This is a genomic window from Microbacterium meiriae, assembly GCF_040702565.1.
In the GTDB taxonomy this organism is placed as follows: Bacteria; Actinomycetota; Actinomycetes; order Actinomycetales; family Microbacteriaceae; genus Microbacterium; species Microbacterium meiriae.
Window position 1 is genome coordinate 786,001 of the sequence record NZ_JBFBLJ010000002.1, and the last position, 20,691, is coordinate 806,691.

At 63.3% G+C, this 20,691-nt stretch carries 20 protein-coding genes; 8 read left to right on the forward strand and 12 right to left on the reverse strand.

Features of this window, described 5'->3' with window-relative positions; genetic code table 11:
- Positions 1–55 precede the first annotated feature (55 nt).
- The 4 genes from AB0310_RS11220 to AB0310_RS11235 are packed head-to-tail and all read right to left on the reverse strand — an operon-like array spanning position 56 to position 7,834.
- Positions 56–2,920: an SNF2-related protein gene (locus AB0310_RS11220; protein ID WP_336643198.1), complete on the reverse strand. Its 2,865-nt coding sequence runs from the start codon at positions 2,918–2,920 to the stop codon at positions 56–58.
- Between the two features lie 8 nt (positions 2,921–2,928).
- Entirely contained in the window at positions 2,929–5,508 is a 2,580-nt protein-coding gene (locus tag AB0310_RS11225) for a DEAD/DEAH box helicase (protein ID WP_336643197.1), read from the reverse strand.
- Positions 5,508–7,643: a site-specific DNA-methyltransferase gene (locus tag AB0310_RS11230; RefSeq protein WP_336643196.1), complete on the reverse strand. Its 2,136-nt coding sequence runs from the start codon at positions 7,641–7,643 to the stop codon at positions 5,508–5,510. The genes AB0310_RS11225 and AB0310_RS11230 overlap by 1 nt, the downstream gene beginning before the upstream one ends.
- Positions 7,643–7,834 carry a helix-turn-helix domain-containing protein gene (locus AB0310_RS11235; protein WP_336643195.1) on the reverse strand — a complete coding sequence of 64 codons (192 nt, stop codon included), beginning with the start codon at positions 7,832–7,834 and terminating at the stop codon, positions 7,643–7,645. The genes AB0310_RS11230 and AB0310_RS11235 overlap by 1 nt, the downstream gene beginning before the upstream one ends.
- Before the next feature lie 249 nt (positions 7,835–8,083).
- On the opposite strand from AB0310_RS11235, the gene AB0310_RS11240 reads away from it, so the two are divergent.
- From AB0310_RS11240 to AB0310_RS11255, 4 genes are all read left to right on the forward strand, one after another.
- Positions 8,084–8,467, forward strand: coding sequence for a hypothetical protein (locus tag AB0310_RS11240; protein ID WP_336643194.1), 384 nt, complete (start codon positions 8,084–8,086; stop codon positions 8,465–8,467).
- Between the two features lie 31 nt (positions 8,468–8,498).
- Complete coding sequence (locus AB0310_RS11245; protein WP_336643193.1) at positions 8,499–8,897, forward strand: hypothetical protein; 399 nt, start codon at positions 8,499–8,501, stop codon at positions 8,895–8,897.
- 128 nt (positions 8,898–9,025) lie between these two features.
- Entirely contained in the window at positions 9,026–9,310 is a 285-nt protein-coding gene (locus AB0310_RS11250) for a helix-turn-helix domain-containing protein (protein WP_336643192.1), read from the forward strand.
- Between the two features lie 261 nt (positions 9,311–9,571).
- On the forward strand, positions 9,572–10,366 hold the full coding sequence (locus tag AB0310_RS11255; RefSeq protein WP_336643191.1) for a hypothetical protein: 795 nt from the start codon (positions 9,572–9,574) through the stop codon (positions 10,364–10,366).
- Positions 10,367–11,231: 865 nt separating this feature from the next.
- On the opposite strand, the gene AB0310_RS11260 is transcribed toward AB0310_RS11255, so the two are convergent.
- The 3 genes from AB0310_RS11260 to AB0310_RS11270 are packed head-to-tail and all read right to left on the reverse strand — an operon-like array spanning position 11,232 to position 14,997.
- Positions 11,232–12,260, reverse strand: a complete 1,029-nt coding sequence (locus AB0310_RS11260) for an AAA family ATPase (protein WP_268777601.1) — start codon at positions 12,258–12,260, stop codon at positions 11,232–11,234.
- The gene (locus tag AB0310_RS11265) at positions 12,257–14,260 is read right to left on the reverse strand and encodes a TnsB C-terminal domain-containing protein (RefSeq protein ID WP_268777602.1); all 2,004 of its coding nucleotides are present in this window, start codon (positions 14,258–14,260) and stop codon (positions 12,257–12,259) included. Before AB0310_RS11265 ends, AB0310_RS11260 begins: the two co-directional genes overlap by 4 nt.
- Positions 14,260–14,997: a TnsA-like heteromeric transposase endonuclease subunit gene (locus AB0310_RS11270; RefSeq protein WP_268777603.1), complete on the reverse strand. Its 738-nt coding sequence runs from the start codon at positions 14,995–14,997 to the stop codon at positions 14,260–14,262. The genes AB0310_RS11265 and AB0310_RS11270 overlap by 1 nt, the downstream gene beginning before the upstream one ends.
- Positions 14,998–15,346: 349 nt before the next feature.
- On the opposite strand from AB0310_RS11270, the gene AB0310_RS11275 reads away from it, so the two are divergent.
- Positions 15,347–15,679 (forward strand): hypothetical protein, encoded by a 333-nt coding sequence (locus AB0310_RS11275; RefSeq protein ID WP_366237256.1) that lies wholly within the window; start codon positions 15,347–15,349, stop codon positions 15,677–15,679.
- 62 nt (positions 15,680–15,741) lie between these two features.
- Here the strand turns inward: AB0310_RS11275 and AB0310_RS11280 are convergent, their stop codons facing one another.
- Positions 15,742–16,743, reverse strand: a complete 1,002-nt coding sequence (locus AB0310_RS11280; RefSeq protein ID WP_366237257.1) for an SDR family NAD(P)-dependent oxidoreductase — start codon at positions 16,741–16,743, stop codon at positions 15,742–15,744.
- Positions 16,744–16,818: 75 nt separating this feature from the next.
- On the opposite strand from AB0310_RS11280, the gene AB0310_RS11285 reads away from it, so the two are divergent.
- From AB0310_RS11285 to AB0310_RS11295, 3 genes are all read left to right on the forward strand, one after another.
- Positions 16,819–17,391, forward strand: coding sequence for a TetR/AcrR family transcriptional regulator (locus AB0310_RS11285; protein WP_268777466.1), 573 nt, complete (start codon positions 16,819–16,821; stop codon positions 17,389–17,391).
- A 116-nt stretch (positions 17,392–17,507) separates the two neighbouring features.
- Positions 17,508–18,374 carry a hypothetical protein gene (locus AB0310_RS11290; RefSeq protein ID WP_259951803.1) on the forward strand — a complete coding sequence of 289 codons (867 nt, stop codon included), beginning with the start codon at positions 17,508–17,510 and terminating at the stop codon, positions 18,372–18,374.
- Positions 18,356–18,643 (forward strand): hypothetical protein, encoded by a 288-nt coding sequence (locus tag AB0310_RS11295; protein WP_259951804.1) that lies wholly within the window; start codon positions 18,356–18,358, stop codon positions 18,641–18,643. The genes AB0310_RS11290 and AB0310_RS11295 overlap by 19 nt, the downstream gene beginning before the upstream one ends.
- A 20-nt stretch (positions 18,644–18,663) precedes the next feature.
- Here the strand turns inward: AB0310_RS11295 and AB0310_RS11300 are convergent, their stop codons facing one another.
- The 4 genes from AB0310_RS11300 to AB0310_RS11315 are packed head-to-tail and all read right to left on the reverse strand — an operon-like array spanning position 18,664 to position 20,673.
- Complete coding sequence (locus tag AB0310_RS11300; protein ID WP_259951805.1) at positions 18,664–18,849, reverse strand: hypothetical protein; 186 nt, start codon at positions 18,847–18,849, stop codon at positions 18,664–18,666.
- Between the two features lie 32 nt (positions 18,850–18,881).
- Positions 18,882–19,037 (reverse strand): DUF2599 domain-containing protein, encoded by a 156-nt coding sequence (locus AB0310_RS11305; RefSeq protein WP_366237258.1) that lies wholly within the window; start codon positions 19,035–19,037, stop codon positions 18,882–18,884.
- The gene (locus tag AB0310_RS11310; protein WP_292795953.1) at positions 19,034–20,335 is read right to left on the reverse strand and encodes an RNA polymerase sigma factor; all 1,302 of its coding nucleotides are present in this window, start codon (positions 20,333–20,335) and stop codon (positions 19,034–19,036) included. The genes AB0310_RS11305 and AB0310_RS11310 overlap by 4 nt, the downstream gene beginning before the upstream one ends.
- Positions 20,332–20,673 carry a YciI family protein gene (locus AB0310_RS11315; RefSeq protein ID WP_017202934.1) on the reverse strand — a complete coding sequence of 114 codons (342 nt, stop codon included), beginning with the start codon at positions 20,671–20,673 and terminating at the stop codon, positions 20,332–20,334. The genes AB0310_RS11310 and AB0310_RS11315 overlap by 4 nt, the downstream gene beginning before the upstream one ends.
- Positions 20,674–20,691: the final 18 nt, after the last annotated feature.

The window sequence follows — 20,691 nt, forward strand, 5'->3', positions numbered from 1 at the left end:
TAGTGTCTCCTCTCAACGCACGAATCCACTCTCGGCGTTCTTGCCAGCACAATTGTCAGCCGACAACGGCCCACCGAATCGTGAAGACATGTTCGCGGCGCTCCGTGCCTCCGAGGGCATCCTCGAGCATGCCGAGGTACTCGTCGGCCTTGTCGCGCAGACGGTCCCTCTCCTCGCGATAGTCGCTATAGAGATCATCGGCTCGGCGCGAGAGCCGCTGCGCTTCCTTCCGCAACTTGAGTCGCTCCGTGAGGTCATCTACCCGGCGTTCGCGCGCGTTGAGCTCTTCTCGCGCGCGTTCGAGCTTGCGGGCTTCGGCGTCGTACTTGGCCTTGTGGTCCTTGAGCCGAGACTCGACGAGGTCGCCCTGCTCAATGCTGAAGCGCGCGGTTCGGGTCTGTACTTCACCTGCAAACGCCGCCGCTTGCTCATCAAGCGCGGACTTCAGCACCGCTGTATCGGGCATCGTTGCCTCGTTGTTCTCGACGCACGCGAGATCGAGGAGATGCTCGATTTGCTCTGCATCGAGCGCTGTACCATCATCCATCAGCCCTGCTGCGAGCAGATAGGACTCGACGATGGTGTCGTTGCCCGCGCGAATCTCGAAGGTGAGGAGGTCGACGGTCAGGATGCCGCTGCTGCCTGAGAGAGCACGTGCATCTGCCGTCGCGCGCTCTGAGCCGTCGATGGAGAACTTCAACTCACGCACCGGCGTGTGCTCACCGAGCGCCGCCCTGATCACGAACTGACCGAGTTCGCTGTTGTAGCGATACTGGTGGGCGCCCGGGACCGGGGCGGACTTGAAGAAGTAGCGCCCCGTCTGGATGCCGGAGTCCGGAGCGTGCAGCAGCGTGAACGTGCGTCCGTCGTCGTCGAACTCGGCGAATGTGTCGAGTTCATGCCGGGTAACCTTGATCAAGAGCCGTTCGAAGGCGTTGAGAATGACATCTGTCTGAGTGTCGTAGTTCTTGAGCTTGTCTTGGACGTTGGGGTCGAGGTTGTCGAAGACGCGCGCTCGCGCCCTCTGCATCTCGTCGTTGATCTCAGCTGCGTACTGACTTTCGAGCTCGTCGAATGCAGCGTTGATCTCGGTTGCGGTCTTACACCGCTCGAGGATACCGGCGATTGACTTCTCGAAGTCGAGTCCGTCCTCAATGGTTCCGAGAACCTCGTCAGACGCGCCGAACACGGACGTGAAGAGGTTGAACTTTTCGGTGAGCAGCTCGAGGATGCGTTCCTCGGCAAGGTTGCCTTGGTTGGAGAAGTTGACCACGATAACGTTGTGCTCTTGCCCGTAGCGGTGCACCCGGCCGATGCGCTGTTCCACGCGTTGCGGGTTCCACGGCAGGTCGTAGTTCACCAGCATTGAACAGAACTGAAGGTTGATGCCCTCAGCTGCGGCCTCGGTCGCGATCATGATGGTGCCACGTTCGCGGAACTCGTCGACCAGAGACTTCCGGCGATCGGCAGACGGGATGCCCGTCACAAGGTCTGACCCCTGGTTCTTCTTCAGCCAGTCTCGGTAGATCTGCGTCGATTCCGCCGAATTGTTGCTGCCGTTGAACAGAATGAGTCCATCGCCGCGGCCAGCCTCGCGAAGTGCGGTGGCGAGATACTCCTGCGTCTTTGTCGAGTCCGTGAAGATGATGGCCTTCTGCGGCGCCCCAATCTCTGCGAGCTTCGCGAATCCTTGGTCGAGCGCGTCGAGGAGCTTGACGGCCTTCTGATTGACCGTGATCGACCGCGCCAGTTCTGCATAGTCGCGGAGTTCCTGGACCTCAGCCAGCGCTTCCTGACGTCGCTCCTCGACTGCAATCGAGTCGGGGACGCCGATCGGCAAGGCGTCGGTTGCCTCGATCTCCTCATCAGTCATGTCCTCATCGATGAGGGTGCCGCTGTTGTCACGACGGTACCCTGAGCGCAGTTCTGCCTCGAGCCGGTACGCGATTCTCTCGAGCGTTGAGGCGACCGCATACGTCGATGAACCGAGCCTCTTGCGAAGGATGAGAGCTGACAGATGGCGTTGCGAACTCGCGAAGGCGTACAACTCCGGTCGCTGGAGGTACGCGTTCACCATGCTGTACAACGCCTGTTCATCGGGCGACGGCATGAAGCCGAACGTCATCGGCATGCGCTCGGTGAATCGGATGTACTTCTGCGCGTCGCGCCGCAGGGTGCGTTTCGCGATGTGCGACATACGCATTGCCAGGTCGTCGTTGCCGTAGTCGTCAGGGCGGTCGACGTACCGCTCCTTGAACCCTTCGATCGAGTGGAAGAAGTCTGGTTCGAACACCGACACGAGGCCGAACAGCTCCTCGAGGCGGTTCTGCAGTGGCGTTGCGGTGAGCAACAGAGACTTGGTCGCCGAACTCATGACGGTGGCAACGGCCTCAGCGATCTTCGCGTTGCCCTTCCAGTAGGAGCGCAGGCGATGTGCCTCGTCAGCGACGATGAGATCCCAGTGCCGATACAGATCCTCGGTGTTGCGCTGGGCGAACTCGTAGGAGCAGATGAGAACCTGCGCCGAGAGGCCCGGGCGCGGTGCGAGGAGCCCATCCTTCGTCTTCGCATCGAGCAGCCTGGATGGAATCGCGAACTTCTCGTCGAGCTCCTGTTGCCACTGCTGACGCAGAGATGACGGCGCGATGATCAAGATCCGGCGCTTCCGCTCTGCCCAGTACTGGCACAGAACGATCCCGGCCTCGATGGTCTTGCCGAGACCGACCTCGTCCGCGAGGACTACGCCCCTCGACGTCGAAGCTTGGAGCGCGAACAGCGCGGCGTCGATCTGGTGCGGTTTCGGCTCGACCTGTGCATCGAAGAGCAGGCCGGCAAGCTTGCCGACGTGATCGGACGCGTAGGAGCGCTCGAGCTGGTGTGCATAGAACTTCGCCTGGTGCGCGCTGAGCGGGGTCGCCATGATGACGCTTACAGGTAGTCGCTCGCGAGATCGGACTCGTACAGCGCCCTCGCGTCATGCGCCGTCTTGATCGCTTCACGTACCTGGTTACGCTTGAGATCGAGCACCCGGTACGTCCCATTCGTCTCGGCGACCGATTCGATGCGACGGAACTCAGCTCCGAAGGACTCAGTGAACCGAGCGAGCCCGCGAAGCTTCGGCATCGCGTCGGCCAGGTGGTGCCCGTGCGGGTCGACGAGGTCTACGACGATACCGTTCTGCCCTTGAGCGAAGAACACGAAGTCAGGGCGCAAGGCCTTCCACTTCTGGGATGCGTCCGTGTAGGCGATCGCCAGCGACTCCTTCACCGCCCGGTCGGGGTTACGCCACCACGCAACGAAGCCGTTACGTTTGGACTCGGCGTTCAGGACATCGGTCTCCCACTTGTTGAGGTCGAGAGGGAAGGTGCCATCTTCGGCAACCATCAGGTGAGCGGTATCCACCGGAAGCAGCGTCTCAGTCCCGTCAGCCTCGCGCAGCTTTGTCTCGGCCTGACTGGTCTTCGGACTGACCAGGCTCACACGCTCCGGCTCGGTTGACATCCCCTCGAGGCGGTCGTACTCCGCCTGTTGCTCGTCCGAGAGGTTCTTCCGATCAACGCGGGTGTCGGTCAGCCACTTCTGCGCGAGCCGATCCGCCTCAGCCTCGACGCTCTGGACGACTTCAGGAACCAGACCGATCGCAGCCACCTCGATGTACGCCTCGAGAAGGTCGTCTTCGATGGCGTCATCCGGAACGATGTAGTCCACGTAGGCAGAGCACAGCGCAGGGCTCAAGTGCCGGCTGGCCAGCTTGTACGCTTCGATGATTGCGCGGGTGTCGGCTGTGAGTTCGAATGACGAGCTGACGAACTGGCCGCCGCCGAGGCGCGTGCGAAGCTCCTCTCCTGACAGCGTCAGCACGTCCTGACGGGCCGCGTCGACCTGCTCCTTGTACTGTGTCGCACGCGACTCTACGACGCGGCAGATATCATCGTTCGCACGCTTCACAGCCTGGTCGACGATCTTGTCCTTCGTCAGCGCTGCCGCCAGCGCCGTGAACCGCTTGATCGGCTTCGAGCGCTGCTTGGGGATCGTCACAGTAGGCAGCGACTCGAACTTCTCCCACACCTCCGACGGGAGTGCTGCGTTTGGAAGCAGTGGAACCGGATCGAAGAGCACGCGCCGGCCTTCGCCACCTCCGCTCTCGCCCTCGTCATCCTTGGATGTGGCGCCTTGCATCAGCATTTCGGCGACACGCTTTGCTGTCTCGCGGTCGAAGTACGGCAGCATGCAGTCGACCGAGTTCAGCAGTTCGTTGCCGGGGATGCGCCGCGCAAGAGGTGTGCGGATCATTCGCCCGAGCAGCTGCGTGATGTGGGTCGGGTCAGTTCCAGGCCTGAATGAGACGAGCACTTCAGCACGCGGGCAGTCCCATCCTGTGGAGATCGCGGACTTTGCGAGCAGCACGCGCACGTGCGTTGAGTCCTGCACCCGCTGGGGCTCGATGTACGGAACGGCGTAGCCGCTGATCTGCAGGTCCTGATGCTCCCCGAAGACGTTGGCGATGCCTTCGCCGCCGAGCTCAGGCCATGCTTCGAAGATCGTATCCAGGGTGCGAACGAGCACTTCGTCGCTCGGCTTGTCGGCCATCTGAACGACGAGCAACGGAACGACCGGGTCGGCTTCGCCTTGTTCACGCGTGTAGGCGTTCCATTCGACGGTTGCCGCTTTGGTCTTCTCAACTGCCCGCCGCAGAAGGGCCGTATCGAACGCGCCGGCCTCAGCAGGAATCGACAGCACGATGTCGTCCTTGAGAAGTCCGGATGCCTGCACCAGCGCGCTATCGACCTGCACGCTGGGCAAGGCGGTGCGGCCCGTGACCGACTTCATCGCGGTCTCGAACCGCTCGACCGTCGCAGAGATCCCGAACACCACCGGAATGGCCGGCACGAGGCCCTGGCCGTTGATGAGTCTTTGCACAATCGTTGCCCGATCGCGCTGCGGCTTCATGCCACGGTGCGCCTCATCGAGCACGAGGTACAGCGTCAGGTCCTTGTTCTCGATCGTGTTGATGATCGTGTCGTAGATGTTCGACTGCATCTCGTCAGGCGACGGCTCCATGCTGGAAAGCATGCTGCTGGGGTTAAGACGTGACCCAGCGCCCTTCACGAGGTTCGAGCTCTTGCTCAGCTTCTGCGTGTTGAGGAAGTAGACATTCCCTGGTCGGAAGGCAGGCTCTTGGAACTTGTTGCCGATGAGCTTCAACCGCCAATCGAGTTCGCTCGCTGCGGCTTGGATGCGGGCAAGCGACTGCTCGTTCAACGATGGGTCGTCCGAGAACCACAGCACGACGGCTCCGGGATCTGCAGGGAAGTCGAACTCGTCTGAACCGAAGATGAGCGCCTCGATGACAGCGGCCGCCATGACCGTCTTGCCCGCGCCAGTGACCGCGGAGAGCGAGAACTGCGACCGTGAACCGTACCGGTGGTACATGTCCTTGGCCTGCTCGAGGTTGCGCAGCACGGCCCCGACGGCATCAGCCTGGTAGTCCTTGAGGGTGTAGCGCATCAGAACCCCCGGCCCTGGTTGAGTTCGAAGTTCTGCAAGTAGGACTCGTAGAGCTGGACAACATGGAGCTCGCTCGGCAACTCGCGGCATACCATCTGGAATGCTGCGTCGTTGTCCGTCACGACGAACACTGTTCGCACCGAATCCGTGCCGCGCACGGCCTCGATGAAGGCATCGGAGGAGTCGATGTTCTCGAGGACGGCGTAAACGTCAGATACGTCCCACCCTCGGTCGCCGAGATCGTTGATGATCCTGCCGATCGAGCCTGCCCTGAGCCACAGCATCGGTGCGATTCGTTCGAACGCACGGTTGTGCCGGATCGAGAGCGGCGTCTCGTACGTCAACGTGAAGAACGCGGCGTTCTCTTCGAAACCATCGGCCATGGGGAACTCATCGGTGAACGTGTAATCTCCCTTGACAGGGTCACCCTCCGGCGTCCTGCCTGTGATCGCCGCGCGGATGCGCGGCTTGGTGATGTAGTCACAGATGCCCCAACGCTCCCACTCAAGGTCGCCAGGGCGGAGTCCTGCGCTGCGCAGCCTGTTCTGCTCATCTGCGCCCACCTCGTTGTTGGTGATCGAGATGCACTGCCTTCGGCCGTTGTCCTGCCGATTTAGTCGCATCACTGCGTGCGCCGTCGTCCCCGAGCCCGAGAAGAAGTCGAGGACGACTGCATCCCTACGACCTTTCAGGTAAAAGCGGAGAGCGTCCTCGACCGCGTAAAGGGATTTCGGGAACGGAAATTTCCGTGTCGGTAGCAACTTCGGTATCAGCTGTGTGCCGTACCGAGTTGCGTCGTGTGAAGGGACCTTCCAGAGAGTCCCGGGCACGAAAGTCGGCGTGTGGTCATCAGAGACGAGGTAGGAGCCATCCCAGCTCTTCCCGTTGGTGGCGATTGCGCCACTCAGAATCCCCTGCTGATTTGAACGCGCCAGGTATTGAACGGCCGTGCGCTCAGCGTTCCAGCGACCGGCTTTGAGGAAGCCATCTGTCCTCAGCTTTTCCGCGCTCTCGGCTGAGACCTGCCAACGCCTGATCTCTCCGTCACGGCCGATCGGCCAAACAGCGGCCGTACCCGCTGGAGGCACCACATCTGTGAATTTGTCCCCGTAGTACGGGGCACCAAAGCTGTGGACTCTGGCGCCCCGGTCGGTGTTCTCGACGAAGATCGGATAGAACATGGAAGGCCGATCTTCGCGTCGACGTTCACTTCCAGTGCGCAACAGCGACGCCCAGTTAATGTTCTTGGTGGGAGCCTCGCCGGTTCCACTTCGCCATTCGTCGGCTAGTGCCATCGGTGCCGGGCTAGCAGCTCCAAACCCGAGGAAGAAGACGTACTCATCCGTCCGATAGAACTGTTGATTGCGCGGATTCCCTTGGGGTGCGATCTGCGCCGCGACCATCTGGATTCGTGCGCTGGGAAATGTCTGCTCGAGCAGCAGGCCCAATCTGAGATACTCCTTCTCATCGATGGTTACGATGAGTACCGAATCATCCGGGTTCAGAAGCTCTCGCGCGACAAGTAGACGCCTTTCCATGAAGGCAAGCCACTTCGAGTGGCGGTAGTCGTCGTCGCCCTCGACGTAGTCGTTGTTGTACTTCCAGTCGCGCGCACCCGTGTTGTACGGCGGGTCGATGTAGATCGCGTCGATCTTGCCCCGGTGCGTGTACGTCAGCATCTCGAGCGCGTGGAAGTTCTCCGCGTTGATCACGGTGTGGAACGGCTTGTCGCCGCCGTTCTCAACGCGACCGGTCTCGACCAGGCCGGGATAGATTCTGTCTTCGAATTCCGCGACGACGACGAGATCATCGACGGCAGCGGTCGCACTCTCCGGAGTATCGCTGTTTGCCTCGAGCAGGCGCGCGACGCGCACGCCGTCCTCGACGTCTAGCGACTCGACTCGCCACAGGCGCTTATCGCCTTTGGTCGTGTCTCCACGCTGCGGCAGCACGCGCACTTTCGAGGCGCGTCGAACGGGCTGGCCGGGAAGGTCGACCGCCTCCGGCTGGTGTCGCTCGAAGACGAGACCGAAGCTGCGTCGCTTGGTCAGTGCGGCGATCTCCTTCTCGAGGTCAGCAGCAAGTTGCGCGTCGGCGCGGCGGAGCTGCCGCAGAAGATCTGTGAGTCGTGACATCAGCCTTCGTTCTCCTGTGTTGCCGCGCCACCACTGCGGACCCAGTCATCAATTTCGCTCGGCTGGAACTTCCAGAGACGGCCAACCTTGTGGGCGGGCATCCCCTTGTTCGCGACCCAGGTGTAGACGGTGTCCTTCGACACGCCGAGATGCTGGGCGATGTCCTCGACCGAAAGCCATGCCTCAGTCATGTCTGCCTCTCCGGAGCTCGCCCAGCGACGTTGGGTCTAGTCCGACCTTATCGGGTGGGGACCGGTCGAGTCGGTAGGTATCGGCCTGGCTTCATTCCTATCCGGCGCCTTGTCCGACGTGATTGAAGGCGAAGTTCTCGATCGGCTTCGCCCGTTCGCCGATACAGACCCTGCTCTCGAATACGGAGCCTCCGACCAATGGCCTTCACCTGAGGCGTCATGCCTAATCCGTATGGCATCCTTCACTCTATGGAAGTGATGGCGATCGAGCATGAACCGTTCGCCTTGGCGGTGGACGATCCGTACCTCAGTGCGTTGATCGGCACGATCGAAGAGCCCCAAGGCAGCTCAACCGCCGAGCTCGCAGGCCAGCTGACACTTTCGTGGTGGGATCGCCACGGCACCGGACCCTCCCCCGCCGAGCTCTTCGATGAGATCTACTCCAGCCCTGATTGGGAACGCATCATCGACGACCCCGGGCGCTCGCTCGTTCAGCGACTCGAGCAGCGCGAACTGCTCCAGCGCTGGCTCGTGAGCTACTGGTCGAGACTCGGAGCGATTACGTTCATTCCCGGTCACGACGACGTCATTCGACCGGGCTGTCTTCCCTCTCAGACTGGGGATGAGCACTGATAGTCTGCCCTGTTCGACTCAAGGAGGGCAGATGAACGAGCTCACAATCAACGGTCGCACGATCACGGTGACGCACGTTAGCACTCAGCCAAGCGAGTACGGCGACATCCAGCGGTATCGAATAGAGATGTCGGAGTCAGATGCCGCCACCCATCTCTCCGAGCTCAGCCCCAACAACGCCGTGAACGCTCGAGTCATGGCGTCTGCCATCGACTGTGAGTTGCTCCTCGAGTACGCAGGGAGTGCCGAGACAGGCCTGCTCCGTGACCCCAGCGTTCGGGAGTGGCGAGATCAGAATCGAGACCTGATCGAAGCCGAGCTCGCACGGCTGCGCGAGGAAGCCGCCGACCTTCCCACTGAACCGATGAGCGATCTCGAACGCAGCTTCTGGCGCGCGTTCGAGGCTGACGAAGGAGGGAGCGGTGATTGAGTGCTCGCCGAATACCCGGGCGTGATCAAAGACTCGGCTTACGCCTGGACCTCCGTCTCGTATGGCCTTTCGAAATATGCCATACGGATTAGGCCATACGCTGACACGAACGTCTCGACGCTTGTTAGGTGCGCCAGCGAGACGATGACCTCGAGGCCGAATGGGCCTCCTTTGCTCAGCGCTTCGCGACTTCACTGCGCACCGCTCGCCATCGCGCTGGCCTTAGTCAAGAAGACGTGGCCTATCGTGCCGGCCTGACTCGGTACACCTATCAGAAGTATGAGAAGGGCGAGTCACGCCCCGGGCATCCTGCTAACCCCACGTTGCGCACGCTCCTGGCACTCACCCAAGTGCTCGGCGTCGGCTTGGTGGACGTGATCCCTGGCGCCCCGCCCGATCTGCGTAGCCGTTGACACACCACCGCCGGACGCTGCGTTCCATGGAGCGTCGTCAGCCCAGCCCGGAACGAGACGGCGAGAGACGACACGGGAAGCGGGTGCCGCGCTCACCACCCGCTCTCCGAACTCATCTCGCCGCCCAGATCGCGTGATGTGTCGGAGTAACACTGCTTTGGCGCGGTACGACGCTTCCGCAATCCCCTTCTCGAAAGGTGCTGTCGTGATCGTCGCCCCGTTCGAACTGGGCATCCGAAGCGCTTCATACATCGCGGCGCGATGCACCCTGATCACACGGTTTGCTGTGTCTTCCAGTTCTGGCGTCCTGCTCCCGTTCCCGGCACCGACGACGAGTCCGATCAGCCCCTCAACCTGGCGACGGTGGCTTTCGGCAAGCGCTGCCATAGTGAGGGCGACGTCCGGATAGGTGAGCGTCACGAGAAGCTCCACGATGGGGCCGTATGTGCGCCGGGCAACGTGCTGGTCTGCAGCTGGTTGCTCCTGCCAGCTATCAAGGATGAGCCGCGTGGCGAGGTCGAACTCACCGGTGTGCAACGTCACCCCGCGACTCCAGAGCAGTCCCGAGAGCGCTTGCTCGGCGCGAAGGCAGCCGTCGGAATCGGCCACGACTTCATCTTCACTGCCGTAATGCCACCGACGGTGACGGACGCAAAATCGCCCTCCTCTGCTGAACACCTCAGTGGGGTTGCCCTCGCTGCACACCAGGCATGCAGTGCGCGCACGGTCAACGACATCACAAGTGGCGCAACGCCGCAGGGCCCACCCCGTATGGTGACATCTGCGATAGAGGCGAAACTTCGCTCGTTCGCGGTCAAAGAACCCAGACCGCAGACCACCGAGAAATTCGACGGCCGCTATGAAGCGACGATCCGCAGTAGCCATCATCCTTACATTGAGTTCGCGCCAGACATGGCGCGTGAAGGTGTCGATCTCCAGCGCATTGGATTCCGCGAGCCGGTTGAGAAAGCCCGCCGGCGTCTCACCAGGGATTGGGTCTACACGGCACGGAAGGCTTCGCATCGCTATCTCGCGACTGTCTCCACGCGATGGTGAAGCAGGTGCGCCCGGATTGTCTTGGCTCGACCGAGCATCCGCTGGGCGGATGGTGTGAGTACCCGGCCGCCCTGCGAGGGCACTACGCACGTCCCGATCCGGAGTTCGCGCCCGTGGACCTGCAACCCGTCGAGCACACTCTCAGCGGTTCGACGCCCCATTGCGTGCGCGGTCACGATCCGGTCCAAGATCATTGCCAGTGCATATCCGCCGACTGTCGGAACCATCAAGATGTCGACGAGACGGGAATCCGTCAGCAGAACCGTTAGATTGACGCGCTGAGAGAAAGAACGAACCTCTTCCTCCCGAACGTACTCAACATCGTCGCCTGGACTGTGCAGGGTGAGCAGTTCCGCCGCCGCACCCACCTCCGGGGATCGATAGTGCACGCCGCGTAGGGCGAGCGGACCGTTGAGAACTCGTTGCGCAGCCAAATGGTCTGGTCGCGCGATGGTGTCTTTGTCGTCAGGGCTACCGCACCAGCGCCGATGGCGCAGGCAGACGGGCCCGTGCATCCGCGACACGACGATTCGGTGGCCGGCAGCGCAACGCGTGCACAATACGACAGCAGGAGGGATCAACCTACAGGTTGGGCACTCTACCTGCCGAGTCGCACCGCCATGGCCGCACTTAAGGCCACCGGTATCGCGGAGCAGGGCCCCAGTCGTAAGACCACCGAGAACCTCTATCTGCGCAAGTGCACTTCGCGGAGTCACTCGGATGGGAAGCGCGTGGTCTCGCTTGCGCAATGAGAGCCAGAGATCCTTCTCGGTGATCGCGTTAGCCACGCAGAGTCGAGACCAGTAGCTGGCCGGCGTCTCACCGGAATAGAGACTGACACGGACCGGGAGTGACGAGAGCGTGGTCATGTCGTTTTCGCGCGAGCGCGCGGTCGTCGCGGTTTGGGATCCAGTACTTTGGCTAGTTCTTGGCGTCGCCGGAGGCCGCGTTCGAACGAGGTGAGATCGAGCTTCTCCGTTCCATCCTCCATGGCCCTGAGCGCCGCGAATTGGAGGAGGTCCTTGAGCAGACCAATCTCCCCACCGGTCAACGCGTGGAGTGTGGCCGCAGCAGGAAGAATGGACCCCGCGGGCTGTTCGGCAAGACAGAGCGAGTTCTCCAACGCGAGCAGCAGATCTCCCCAACGGGCTTTCTCCTCGATGTTGTTCAAGGGGAAGGGGACCGCGACGTGGATTTCGAAGCGCTTCCCGATCTGACCGCCACGCTCACCGTCCAAGAGGCCCGTAGTCTCTACGGCGATTCCGGCATACACAAACGTGCCACCGCATCGTTCCGAGAGCTGTTTGAGCATGTCCGACGCTTCAATGTTCTGCCGGTACTTCAAGTCCAGGTGATGCACGTCATCTATCAAGACCAGCTCAGTGGAGCACCGCCGCAATGCATTCGCGACCATGTCGAGCAGATCCCCATATGTCATGCGGTTGAGCACCGGTAGCCCAAGGAATCTAGCGAACTCGTGCATCAAGGCTTTCGCGGAGCATTGCGCCGGCACTGCCACGTACACGACAGGGATCTTGCCGCGACCTGCGGACGGATGCTTCGTCTCTCGCCGACGCCGTTCATGAGCCTTGCCCACCTCGACGAGAGACGTGCTCTTGCCCTGCCCCGGCTCACCCGACAGGATCAGCCCCAGCTTCCCCACCCGCCGGTAGGCATTGAGCATGACCCGGTCGCGTACAGCAGCCTGGAAGTCCTGGAAATGCGGGGTTCGCACGAACGCGCCCGCCTGCGAGAACTGGGCGCGGCCCTGGTTGTACAACGCACGGTCCCCAAAGCTCATCTCTCGAAGCTCGTCCACTGTGACTGGCGCCGGACGCTCGTAAACCGTATCGACGTGCTCCCGCCAACCTTCTTTCGTGCTGATCTCGGTCATTCGGAGATCCTTCGCCGTGTCTCCTCCAGTGAGTCACCGATGAACGGGAAACCGCCGGTGTTGGGCCATTCCTCGAGATCCTCGACTTCAGTCGCATCCGCCTGCACTCGGTCGGAGGACTCCGCCGATTCAACGCTCTTCACGCTCGTGAAGTTCATCGGATCGTCTGCCACGGCTTTCGCCCGAGCGCGTTGCCTCGCGACTTTCGCCTGATTGGCACTGCGAGGCACCGGATTGCCTTGGGCGGCGAACGTCTTGATCGCGTCCGCAAGCTCTCTCCTCTCGGCGTCAATCGCTGCGTCACGCGTGCTGTGCTGTGCACGGGCATATCGCCATACATCACCGAGCATCGGTAGCTCATGGACTTGATTCGACCATCGAAGCGGAATGAACTCGCCATCCAATTCGAGCCATACGACATGCAGGTTGTAGGGGTCCATGCGGATTGGCCATCGTCCGTTTCTCGCCTTGTCGTCAGACTTGCGCCGCCACAAACCCTTGAGTCGTTCTGAATTGTAGATGCGATGGTCGATGCGCACGCCGTAGCGATTGAGCACTCGATACTGGACGGGCAACAGTGCGATGTAGTCGTCCCGCGTCAGCGGCACGTGAAGCTCCAGCACGTATGCGCGGAACGCTCGGCACATCTCGTTCGGCGACAACTTGATGCGAGGATGCAGCGGGTCTCGTAGGCCGTCGTGCGGACGGTTCTGCCACTCCACCGCAATCCAGTCCTCGATCAACTCCTGGGCCTGAGCGATCGTCAAGAGTTCGGCAGAGTCAGCATCCACGTCCCGGCCCCGATGCTCGACGCTGCGCCCAACGTACCCTTTGGCGTGCTGCAGCAACATCGAGTTGATCGAGCCAAATGCGCGTTCGACGTGCGGCTTGTCCGTCGGGGTGTGCGGCGCCGAAGTGATCAGCGAGATCTTCAGAGTCTCGCACGCAGCGCGAAAGTGCCGAGACAAGTAGTTGCGGCCGCGATCCGTCGTGATCGTGTCGGGGAACACGTACGGCTGGGCGCGACGCTGTCGCTCGAACCGATCTTGATCGATCAGCTGGTCGTCAGCCCATGCACTCGAGATCAGTTGCCTAGTCTCACGCGCTCCTTCCATGCGCCGACCGTACGGCACCAGTGCGCGCGCAAGAACTGCTACCAGATCAACACTCTTCGTGCCCTCGGGCCGCAACATCGCGGCGAGGATAGAACGCGTCGCCACATCAATGAGAATCGTGAGCTCGGGCCGCCCGACCGTCTCCTCATCGATGCGCAACATGATATCGATGCGCGTGGAGTCCATCTCGACAAGTTCGCCCGGGCGCAGCGCCGTGCGGGTGCCGAACGTGCCGTCGGGTTGAAGCGCCACTGACTCGCGAGTTTTTGCCGATCCGAACGTGAACTGCCCTCGATCTTCCGCGTCCAGAAGCCGGAAGAACGTCGATCGACTAGGCACCTTCACCGAATCGCCGTAGAGCCTTTCGACGCGTCGCGTGATCTGCTCGATCGCCGTCGTCCGGCTCACGGTCGATGTGCGGCTCTTCCCTGCCAAGACGTGGTTCATAGCCTCGATGAGGCGCGGGTCCCACCTGCTCTTCCGCGGTGAGCGTTTACCTGCGGTGGTCGTCCCCTGCTCCCGGAACGCTTTGAGCCGACGCTCGACGGCGCGTGTGGAGATGGGCGTGCCGAGGCGAAGCTCCAACCACTCGCGCTCGCTTTCGACCGCCTTTCCGACACCGACCTCGTCGCGGGAACCTTCGATCCTGATGCACGCCTGCAGCCAGGGATCCATGCCTGGCTCGATGTCCTCCACCTGTGGCGACAGGTGCCGAAGACCGGAAGTGTCCGAAGGCATAGGTGTCGCATCGCGTCCAAGTTCGTCAACGGCGATCTCGACTTCGGCCCCGTCGTCGTCTCGGAGCGTCGCTGAGTCCTTCCCGATGAGTAGAACCATGTACTGGCGTTGACGCCACATCAGCTTCCCGCCAACTGCTACGCGCATCACGCGCTCCTTTCCCGCACGATCGTCTTGACGCTGAGCGGTTGATCGAAATCTGACTCGAGCACACCTGACCAAAGGTGCGCGTAGCAATGCGCGTACCCTTCGGCTCCGACGCCGTACAGCGCGGCCACCTCGGCAAGCGGCAACCCGTCATTGGGGAGCTTCGGCACCCATCCGGTGCTTGCGCTGCCTCGGAATGGCGCAAGGAATCGCAAGTTGGCCTCGCGGACTTGCGACTCCGCGTCATAGATGACGTAGCGCCATCCGCGCTGCGCTGCAAACACGGCCGTCATGTCGAACTGTTCCCGGGCGTCATCGTCGATCCGGTGCGCGGGTTTGACATCAATCAGCACGGCCCGCCCGTCGGCGAGACGCACGAAGTAGTCCGGGTAGTGCTCGCGCGAACCGTCAGGTGTGGTCCAGCGAATCCACATCGGCTGGCTCGCAACAGCGACGACGCCGGGCGTTCGGTCCAGTTCGATGAGGCAGCCCCGCTCGGTCAGCGACTCGAAACCGATGGACCTGCCTAGCAGCCCCATCCAGTGGTACCCGTCATAGTGCCGCTTGAGTCGCCAGTTGGGGAAGCTCCGAACAGGATCACCTCGCTCGAACGGCACGTCGTCACAATCGACGGCATCAAGTTCAAGTTGCACGCCATCAAGGCTGTACTCGACGCGCGCTCGCGTCACACCCACTTCGCGGGCGGACGGGGCAAGCCACTGCTGGGTCAGGTCCATAGGGATCCAATCGACATCGACGGATACGTCCTATTCGGCAGCCAGCCTCTCTCCTGAGGAGCGGTTCCGACCTATGTCCTGAGCCCTGACGAACGATCCCCGCGATGTGAGCGAGATCGGCTCACGTGCAGAGTACGTCCGGTGCCCCGCGGGGTTCGGCGACACGCCGTGCTTCCGACACGTGTCGTGAGATTCCGACACCTTCGTGAGACGCTCCGACAGTTCTCGTGAGACTCCGACACTTTTCGTGAGATCGGACAGACCCTTCAAGCGTGGGTGCGCGAGGAGCTCGTCGGAGTGGTGTGACCGGCGTCCTGCCGGAACCGGTCCCGTCCGGTATGGTGCGGCCATGGAGACCACATCCGAGGTGACGCCCGAGACCGATGACGACGCGCGGTCGGGGACCGCGCCCGAGACCGATGAGGTCGACCTCGCGGAGCGGCGACGGCTGGCCGTGAACAGCTTCGGATGGATCGCCGCGTGGGGTGTGTCGGTCGTGGCCCTGATCGTCGGCATCAGTCTCACGGGAGTCGGGACGGTCGAGCACATCGTCGAGTACGACGAAAGCTATGACGTCTTCACGCGAGAGGTCTGGCCCGCGGGTCTCGTGCTCCTCGGCGTGGGCGCGCTCGGCATCATCGCCACCGCCCTCGCCACCACGGTCCTCACGCAGAGGCGCTGACCCCGGACGGAGAACGCCCCCGCCGTTCGGGTCGGCGGGGGCGTCGGTTCCATGGAGTCGCGTTACTGCACGGACCAGCCTCCGTCGGAGGCGAGGATGGCGCCGTTGATGTTCACGGCGTCATCCGAGAGCAGGAAGGTGATCGACGCGGCCAGGTGCTCGGCGGTCGCGACGGTCGGGATGGCCTGCTGGAACGGGGCGAGGCGGCCGGAGCCGTACTCGGACATGTTCGGGGGCATCGGGATGCCGGTGGCGACGCCGCCAGGGGCGACGGAGTTCACGCGGATACCCTTCGGGCCGTACATGAAAGCGGCGGACTTGGTGACCCCGATGATGCCGTGCTTGCTGGCCGTGTAGGCGTTGCCCGAGGCGTTGCCGCGCAGACCCGCCTCGCTCGACACGTTGAGGATCGCGCCGCGACCGGCCTTCTCCATGACGGGGATGACCGCGCGCATGAGCTTGAACGGCGCGGTGAGGTTGATCGCGATGACGCGGTCCCACACGGCATCCGGGGTCTCGCCCGCAGGGGAGAAGTCGTCGTTGATACCGGCGACGTTCGCGAGCCCGTCGATGCGGTCGCCCGCGGCGGCGAGCACGGCGTCGATCGCGTCCTGCTTCGTGAGGTCGCCCGCGACCGTGACGATGTCGGCATCCGGGAGCTCGGCCTTGAGGGCGTCGAGCTTCTCGGCCGCGATGTCGCTGGCGATCACGCGTCCGCCTTCCCGGGCGATGCGCGAGGCGGTGGCCTTGCCGATGCCGGACGCGGCGCCCGTGACGATGACGGTCTTGCCGGCGAAGCGGCCCGCCGTGACCTTCTCGGTCCACCCCTCGGAGGCGTCGTCCTCGGGAATCTCGCCGTGGTTCGCGGCGCGCACGAGGTCGTCGACGACCGACTGCGGGAGCTGGCCCTGGCTCATGGCGACGAGCTGCTGCAGGGGGAGTCCGAGCACGGGGGTGAGGAGTTCGGGGTCGGCACCCGTCTGCTCGAAGAGGCCCCGGATGAGCGGGCCGCCGGTGGGGTCGTTCATCCAGTCGCCGATGGTGGAGTGTGCGGTGAGGGCCATGCTCTTTCTCCTTGCTCGGGTTTCGCAACGGTGCGTCTACTTATGTTCCAGTGTACGCCTCTGTACGCTCGAAAGGTGCCTCGTCCTCGCAGTGAAAAGGCCCGCCAGTCCGTGCTGGAGGCGATGCGTCGCGCGCTCGCCGCAGACGGGTACGAGGCCGTGACGATCGAGGGTCTCGCGGCTGAGGCGGAGGTGTCGAAGCAGACCATCTACCGCTGGTGGCCGTCGAAGGCCGCGATCCTCGGCGAGGCGCTGCTCGAAGGGGCGGTCCCTGGTTCAGATGTCGTCGTGCCGATGACGGACGACCTCGGCGCGGACCTGCGTGCATGGTTCACAGCGGTGTCCGCGGGGCTCGCCCGGCCTGAGGGTGTGTCGCTGGCGCGGGCGCTCATCGAGGTGACGGCGGCCGACCCGGAGCTGGGTCTCGTCTTGAACGAGCGGCTGGCGGCGCCGATTCGGGAATGGGTCTCGGAGCGGGTCTCTCGCGGGCGCGCGGACGGCGACGTGCGGGCCGACGTGGATGCCGCCGCGGTCGCGGACGAGTTCATCGCGATCGCCTCGTACTCCGCCCTGATCGGGCAGCCGTTGAGTGCGGAGCGGGTGGAGGAGACGGTGGTGCGGTTGCTGCGGGGGATCGCGGCGAGCTGAGTCTCTCGCTGGATTGTTGTGCGGCGCGACGGTCGCGGTTCTCGATGCTGCACTCGTCGGATGCCCTAAGTCGAGAATATCGGTTGTGACCTCATATGTATGCTTTCATGTGTCGCATGACACAGCAAATCCGATCCAGTGGCATTCTCCTCGCGGCTGGACTCAGTCTTCTTCTCGCTCTTCTTCCGGCGACTGCGCAGGCGGCCGTCCCGGGTGAGTCGAGCGACGTGGCGGATGTTCTCGAGGACGCTGAGACGGCTGCGGTAGGAACTCCGACGCCGTCGGACGTCGAGTTGCCGATGCTGCAGGCGGATGGCGCTGAAGCATCGGTCATTCTGAATGGAATCGACTCGGAAGTCACTTTGGGTGGCTCTGAGCGGGCAGAGATATCCGTAGCGGACCAATACGCCATCGCCGAAGGCGACTCCGTCACCTACGCAGTCAGCTTCCCTGAGGAAGGGGCAACGAGATTCTCCGCAATCCTGTCTGCTCCGCCGGCGAAGTCTCCGGAGTGGACCTTCGAGAGTGGCACTCAGCTGCTGCTCCTCGACGACGGATCGGTGTCGGTTTCGGATGCTGATGGCTTCTTGGGCGGTATCGAAGCTCCTTGGGCCATCGATGCAGCGGGTCGGTCGCTACCTACGCACTATGAGATCTCAGGTTCAACCCTCATGCAGATCGTCGACACCACTGGAGCGAGCTTCCCCGTCGTCGCGGATCCGACGGTGCAGTTCTTCGGACCGTACATTCAGGTCCACCTGAACAAAGCTGAGAGTCGCACAGCGATCGGCGGCTACGCAGCGTGTGCCGGAGTGTTGAGCAAGTCTCCTGTGCCGTTCGCAAAGCTCCTCCAGGTCTCCTGTACGACAGTCGCCGCGATCGGGGCGTCGCAGCTGGTGGGCAATCGATGCATCTCGATCCACTACGTCGTCGGTGTCGGTGGGCCGGCGGGTGTGTGGTGGCCGTGGGTGAGGAACTGCTAGAGGTGGACATCATGCTTTTTGTCGCGGTGGGCGTAGCTCTTCTCCTCTGGGGGACGTTGGTGGGGCGGGTCGGCAGGAAGCTCGGCACTCTTCTCGCCATCGTTCCCGTTCTGGTGTGGTTCGGGGTCCTTGCGTGGTTCGGCTCGTCGGGCAACCTCGACAGCCCGGCCGGAGATGCGCTACCGGTGTACCTCGTGATCGGGCTCCTTGCCTTTACGGTCGGCGTCAACCTCACCGATCGCTCCGTGTCCGGTAGCGGGGCCGAGTGAGCAGAGCTGTAGACCCTTGGTCACTCTTTTCGGAGGAGGGTGCTTCCGAAGCCGAGGAGCATGGGGCATGCGCCGAGCAGGCCGGTCAGAGCAGCAGGTGCGAGGTTGCCGGTCGTGTGCTCCGCGTCTGAGATGTAGCCCTCAGCAATCGCCATGACGATGGCGAGGGCGATGACGCCGGCACCGACGCATCCAACGCTGACCATTGCTCGTCTCGTTCGTTGCTTCACAATCGCTCCTACGGGTTGCATCCTGCGGCCAAGACGTCGCTGTACCTTACGTCAGGCCGCCACGCGTCGAGGTTCCATGGCGACTTGAACGGGGCGATGCCGACGTGGGACCGAAGCTGGGTATGGAACTCGTTGCCCTCGTACCAGGAAGGGGCGCGGGTCACGTCGACGCCGAGGCGATGTCGTCCGCGTGCTGGGAGTAAGACCGTCGCTCGCGTTCCGTCGGAGCGGCACGCGCGGCAGCGCGAAACGCGGAGCTCGCTTCTTCGACGCGCTTGAGGCGTTGCAGGAGGTCTCCCCGAACCGCTGAGTAGAGGTGGTGTCCTCCCAGCGAGCTCTCGAGCGCCTCCGTCAGCGCGAGGGCTTCGGCCGGTCGTCCCGCGTTCGCGACGGCGACCGCACGGTTCAGGCGGACGAACGGTGATGCATCCACCTGCTCCAGCACCCCGTACATGTCGGCGATGCGGGCGTGGTCGATCTCCATGCCCGGGTCGGGGCGGACGTACTCGGCCGCGACGGTGGCGCGGATGAGGTGCCGTCCGCCGTGGATGCCCGCCCGTGCTGCCTCCTCGACGGCGTCATCGAGAAGCCGCAGCCCCTCCTCGATCTCGGAGACATCCCACAGTTCGCGATCCTGTTCGTCGAACGGCACGGACAGGCCGTCGGGCGTCGTGCGTGCTGCGCGCCGGGAGTGCTGAAGAAGAAGGAGGGCGAGAAGCCCCGTGAACTCGAGTCGAGCCGGGGAGTCCGCGGGGAGCAGCTGCCGGCAGAGCCGAGCAAGGCGGATGGCCTCGGCGCTCGGATCAGTCTGGAGCGTCGGATCGGAGTAGCCGATGGTGAACAGGGCGGACAGGACCTCGCAGACGCTCGCGCTTCGACTGTCGAGCTGCGCGGCATCCGGAACGCGGTACGGGATGTTCGCGTGCGCGATCTTGGCCCGCGCCCGCACGAGTCTCTTCTCCATCGTCGCGGGTGCGACCGCGAAGATCCCGGCGAGCTGTTCGATCGACACGTTCAGGACAGTGCGGAGTGTCAGCGCCGCGCGGGCTTCCAAGGTCAACGCGGGGTGGCAGGCGGTGAAGATCAGCTTCAGCCGCTCGTCCCCGTGCGGGAACGCGTCCTCGTGGTCGTCGGTTTCCGGGGTGTTGTCGACGCCACCGTGCGGCTCGTGCTCCAGTCGAGCCACCGCCCGGCGCTCGGCGTCCGCGTGCCGGACGAGGTCGATCGCGCGTCGGCGCGCGACGGTCGTGACCCAGGCGGCGGGGTTCGCCGGAACCCCGTCGCCTGGCCACCGCTCGACCGCTCGAGCCAGAGCGTCCTGCACGGCGTCTTCGGCGAGAGTCCAGTCGTGGACGGTGCCGATCACGCTCGCGACCACGCGGCCGTACTCGATCGATGCCACGTGCCGCACGGCGGCCATGGCATCCGGAAGCGCGCCCGGCGGCTCCTCCGGTGTGGTCACATCGTCGACCCGAGCGGCCAGACGGGACGCACTTCCACCAGGCCGAACCGGGCCATCGGGTGTGCGGCGGCGATCTCGATCGCGGCGTCGAGGTCGTCGGCGTCGATCACGTCGAACCCGGCGATCCATTCGCGGCTCTCGGTGAACGGTCCGTCGGCCACGATCCGCTCGCCGGCTCGCACGCGCACGGTCGTGGCGTCTTCGACAGGCCGCAGACGGTCGCCCAAGACGTAGGAGCCGCTGTCCTGCAGCGACGCCACCCACTCCCCGGCGTTGTCCTCGGCCTCGACATAGGGCTCAGCGGTCGGGTCTGTGCAGATGAAAAGTACATAGCGCATGTGTTCTCCTCAAGGTCT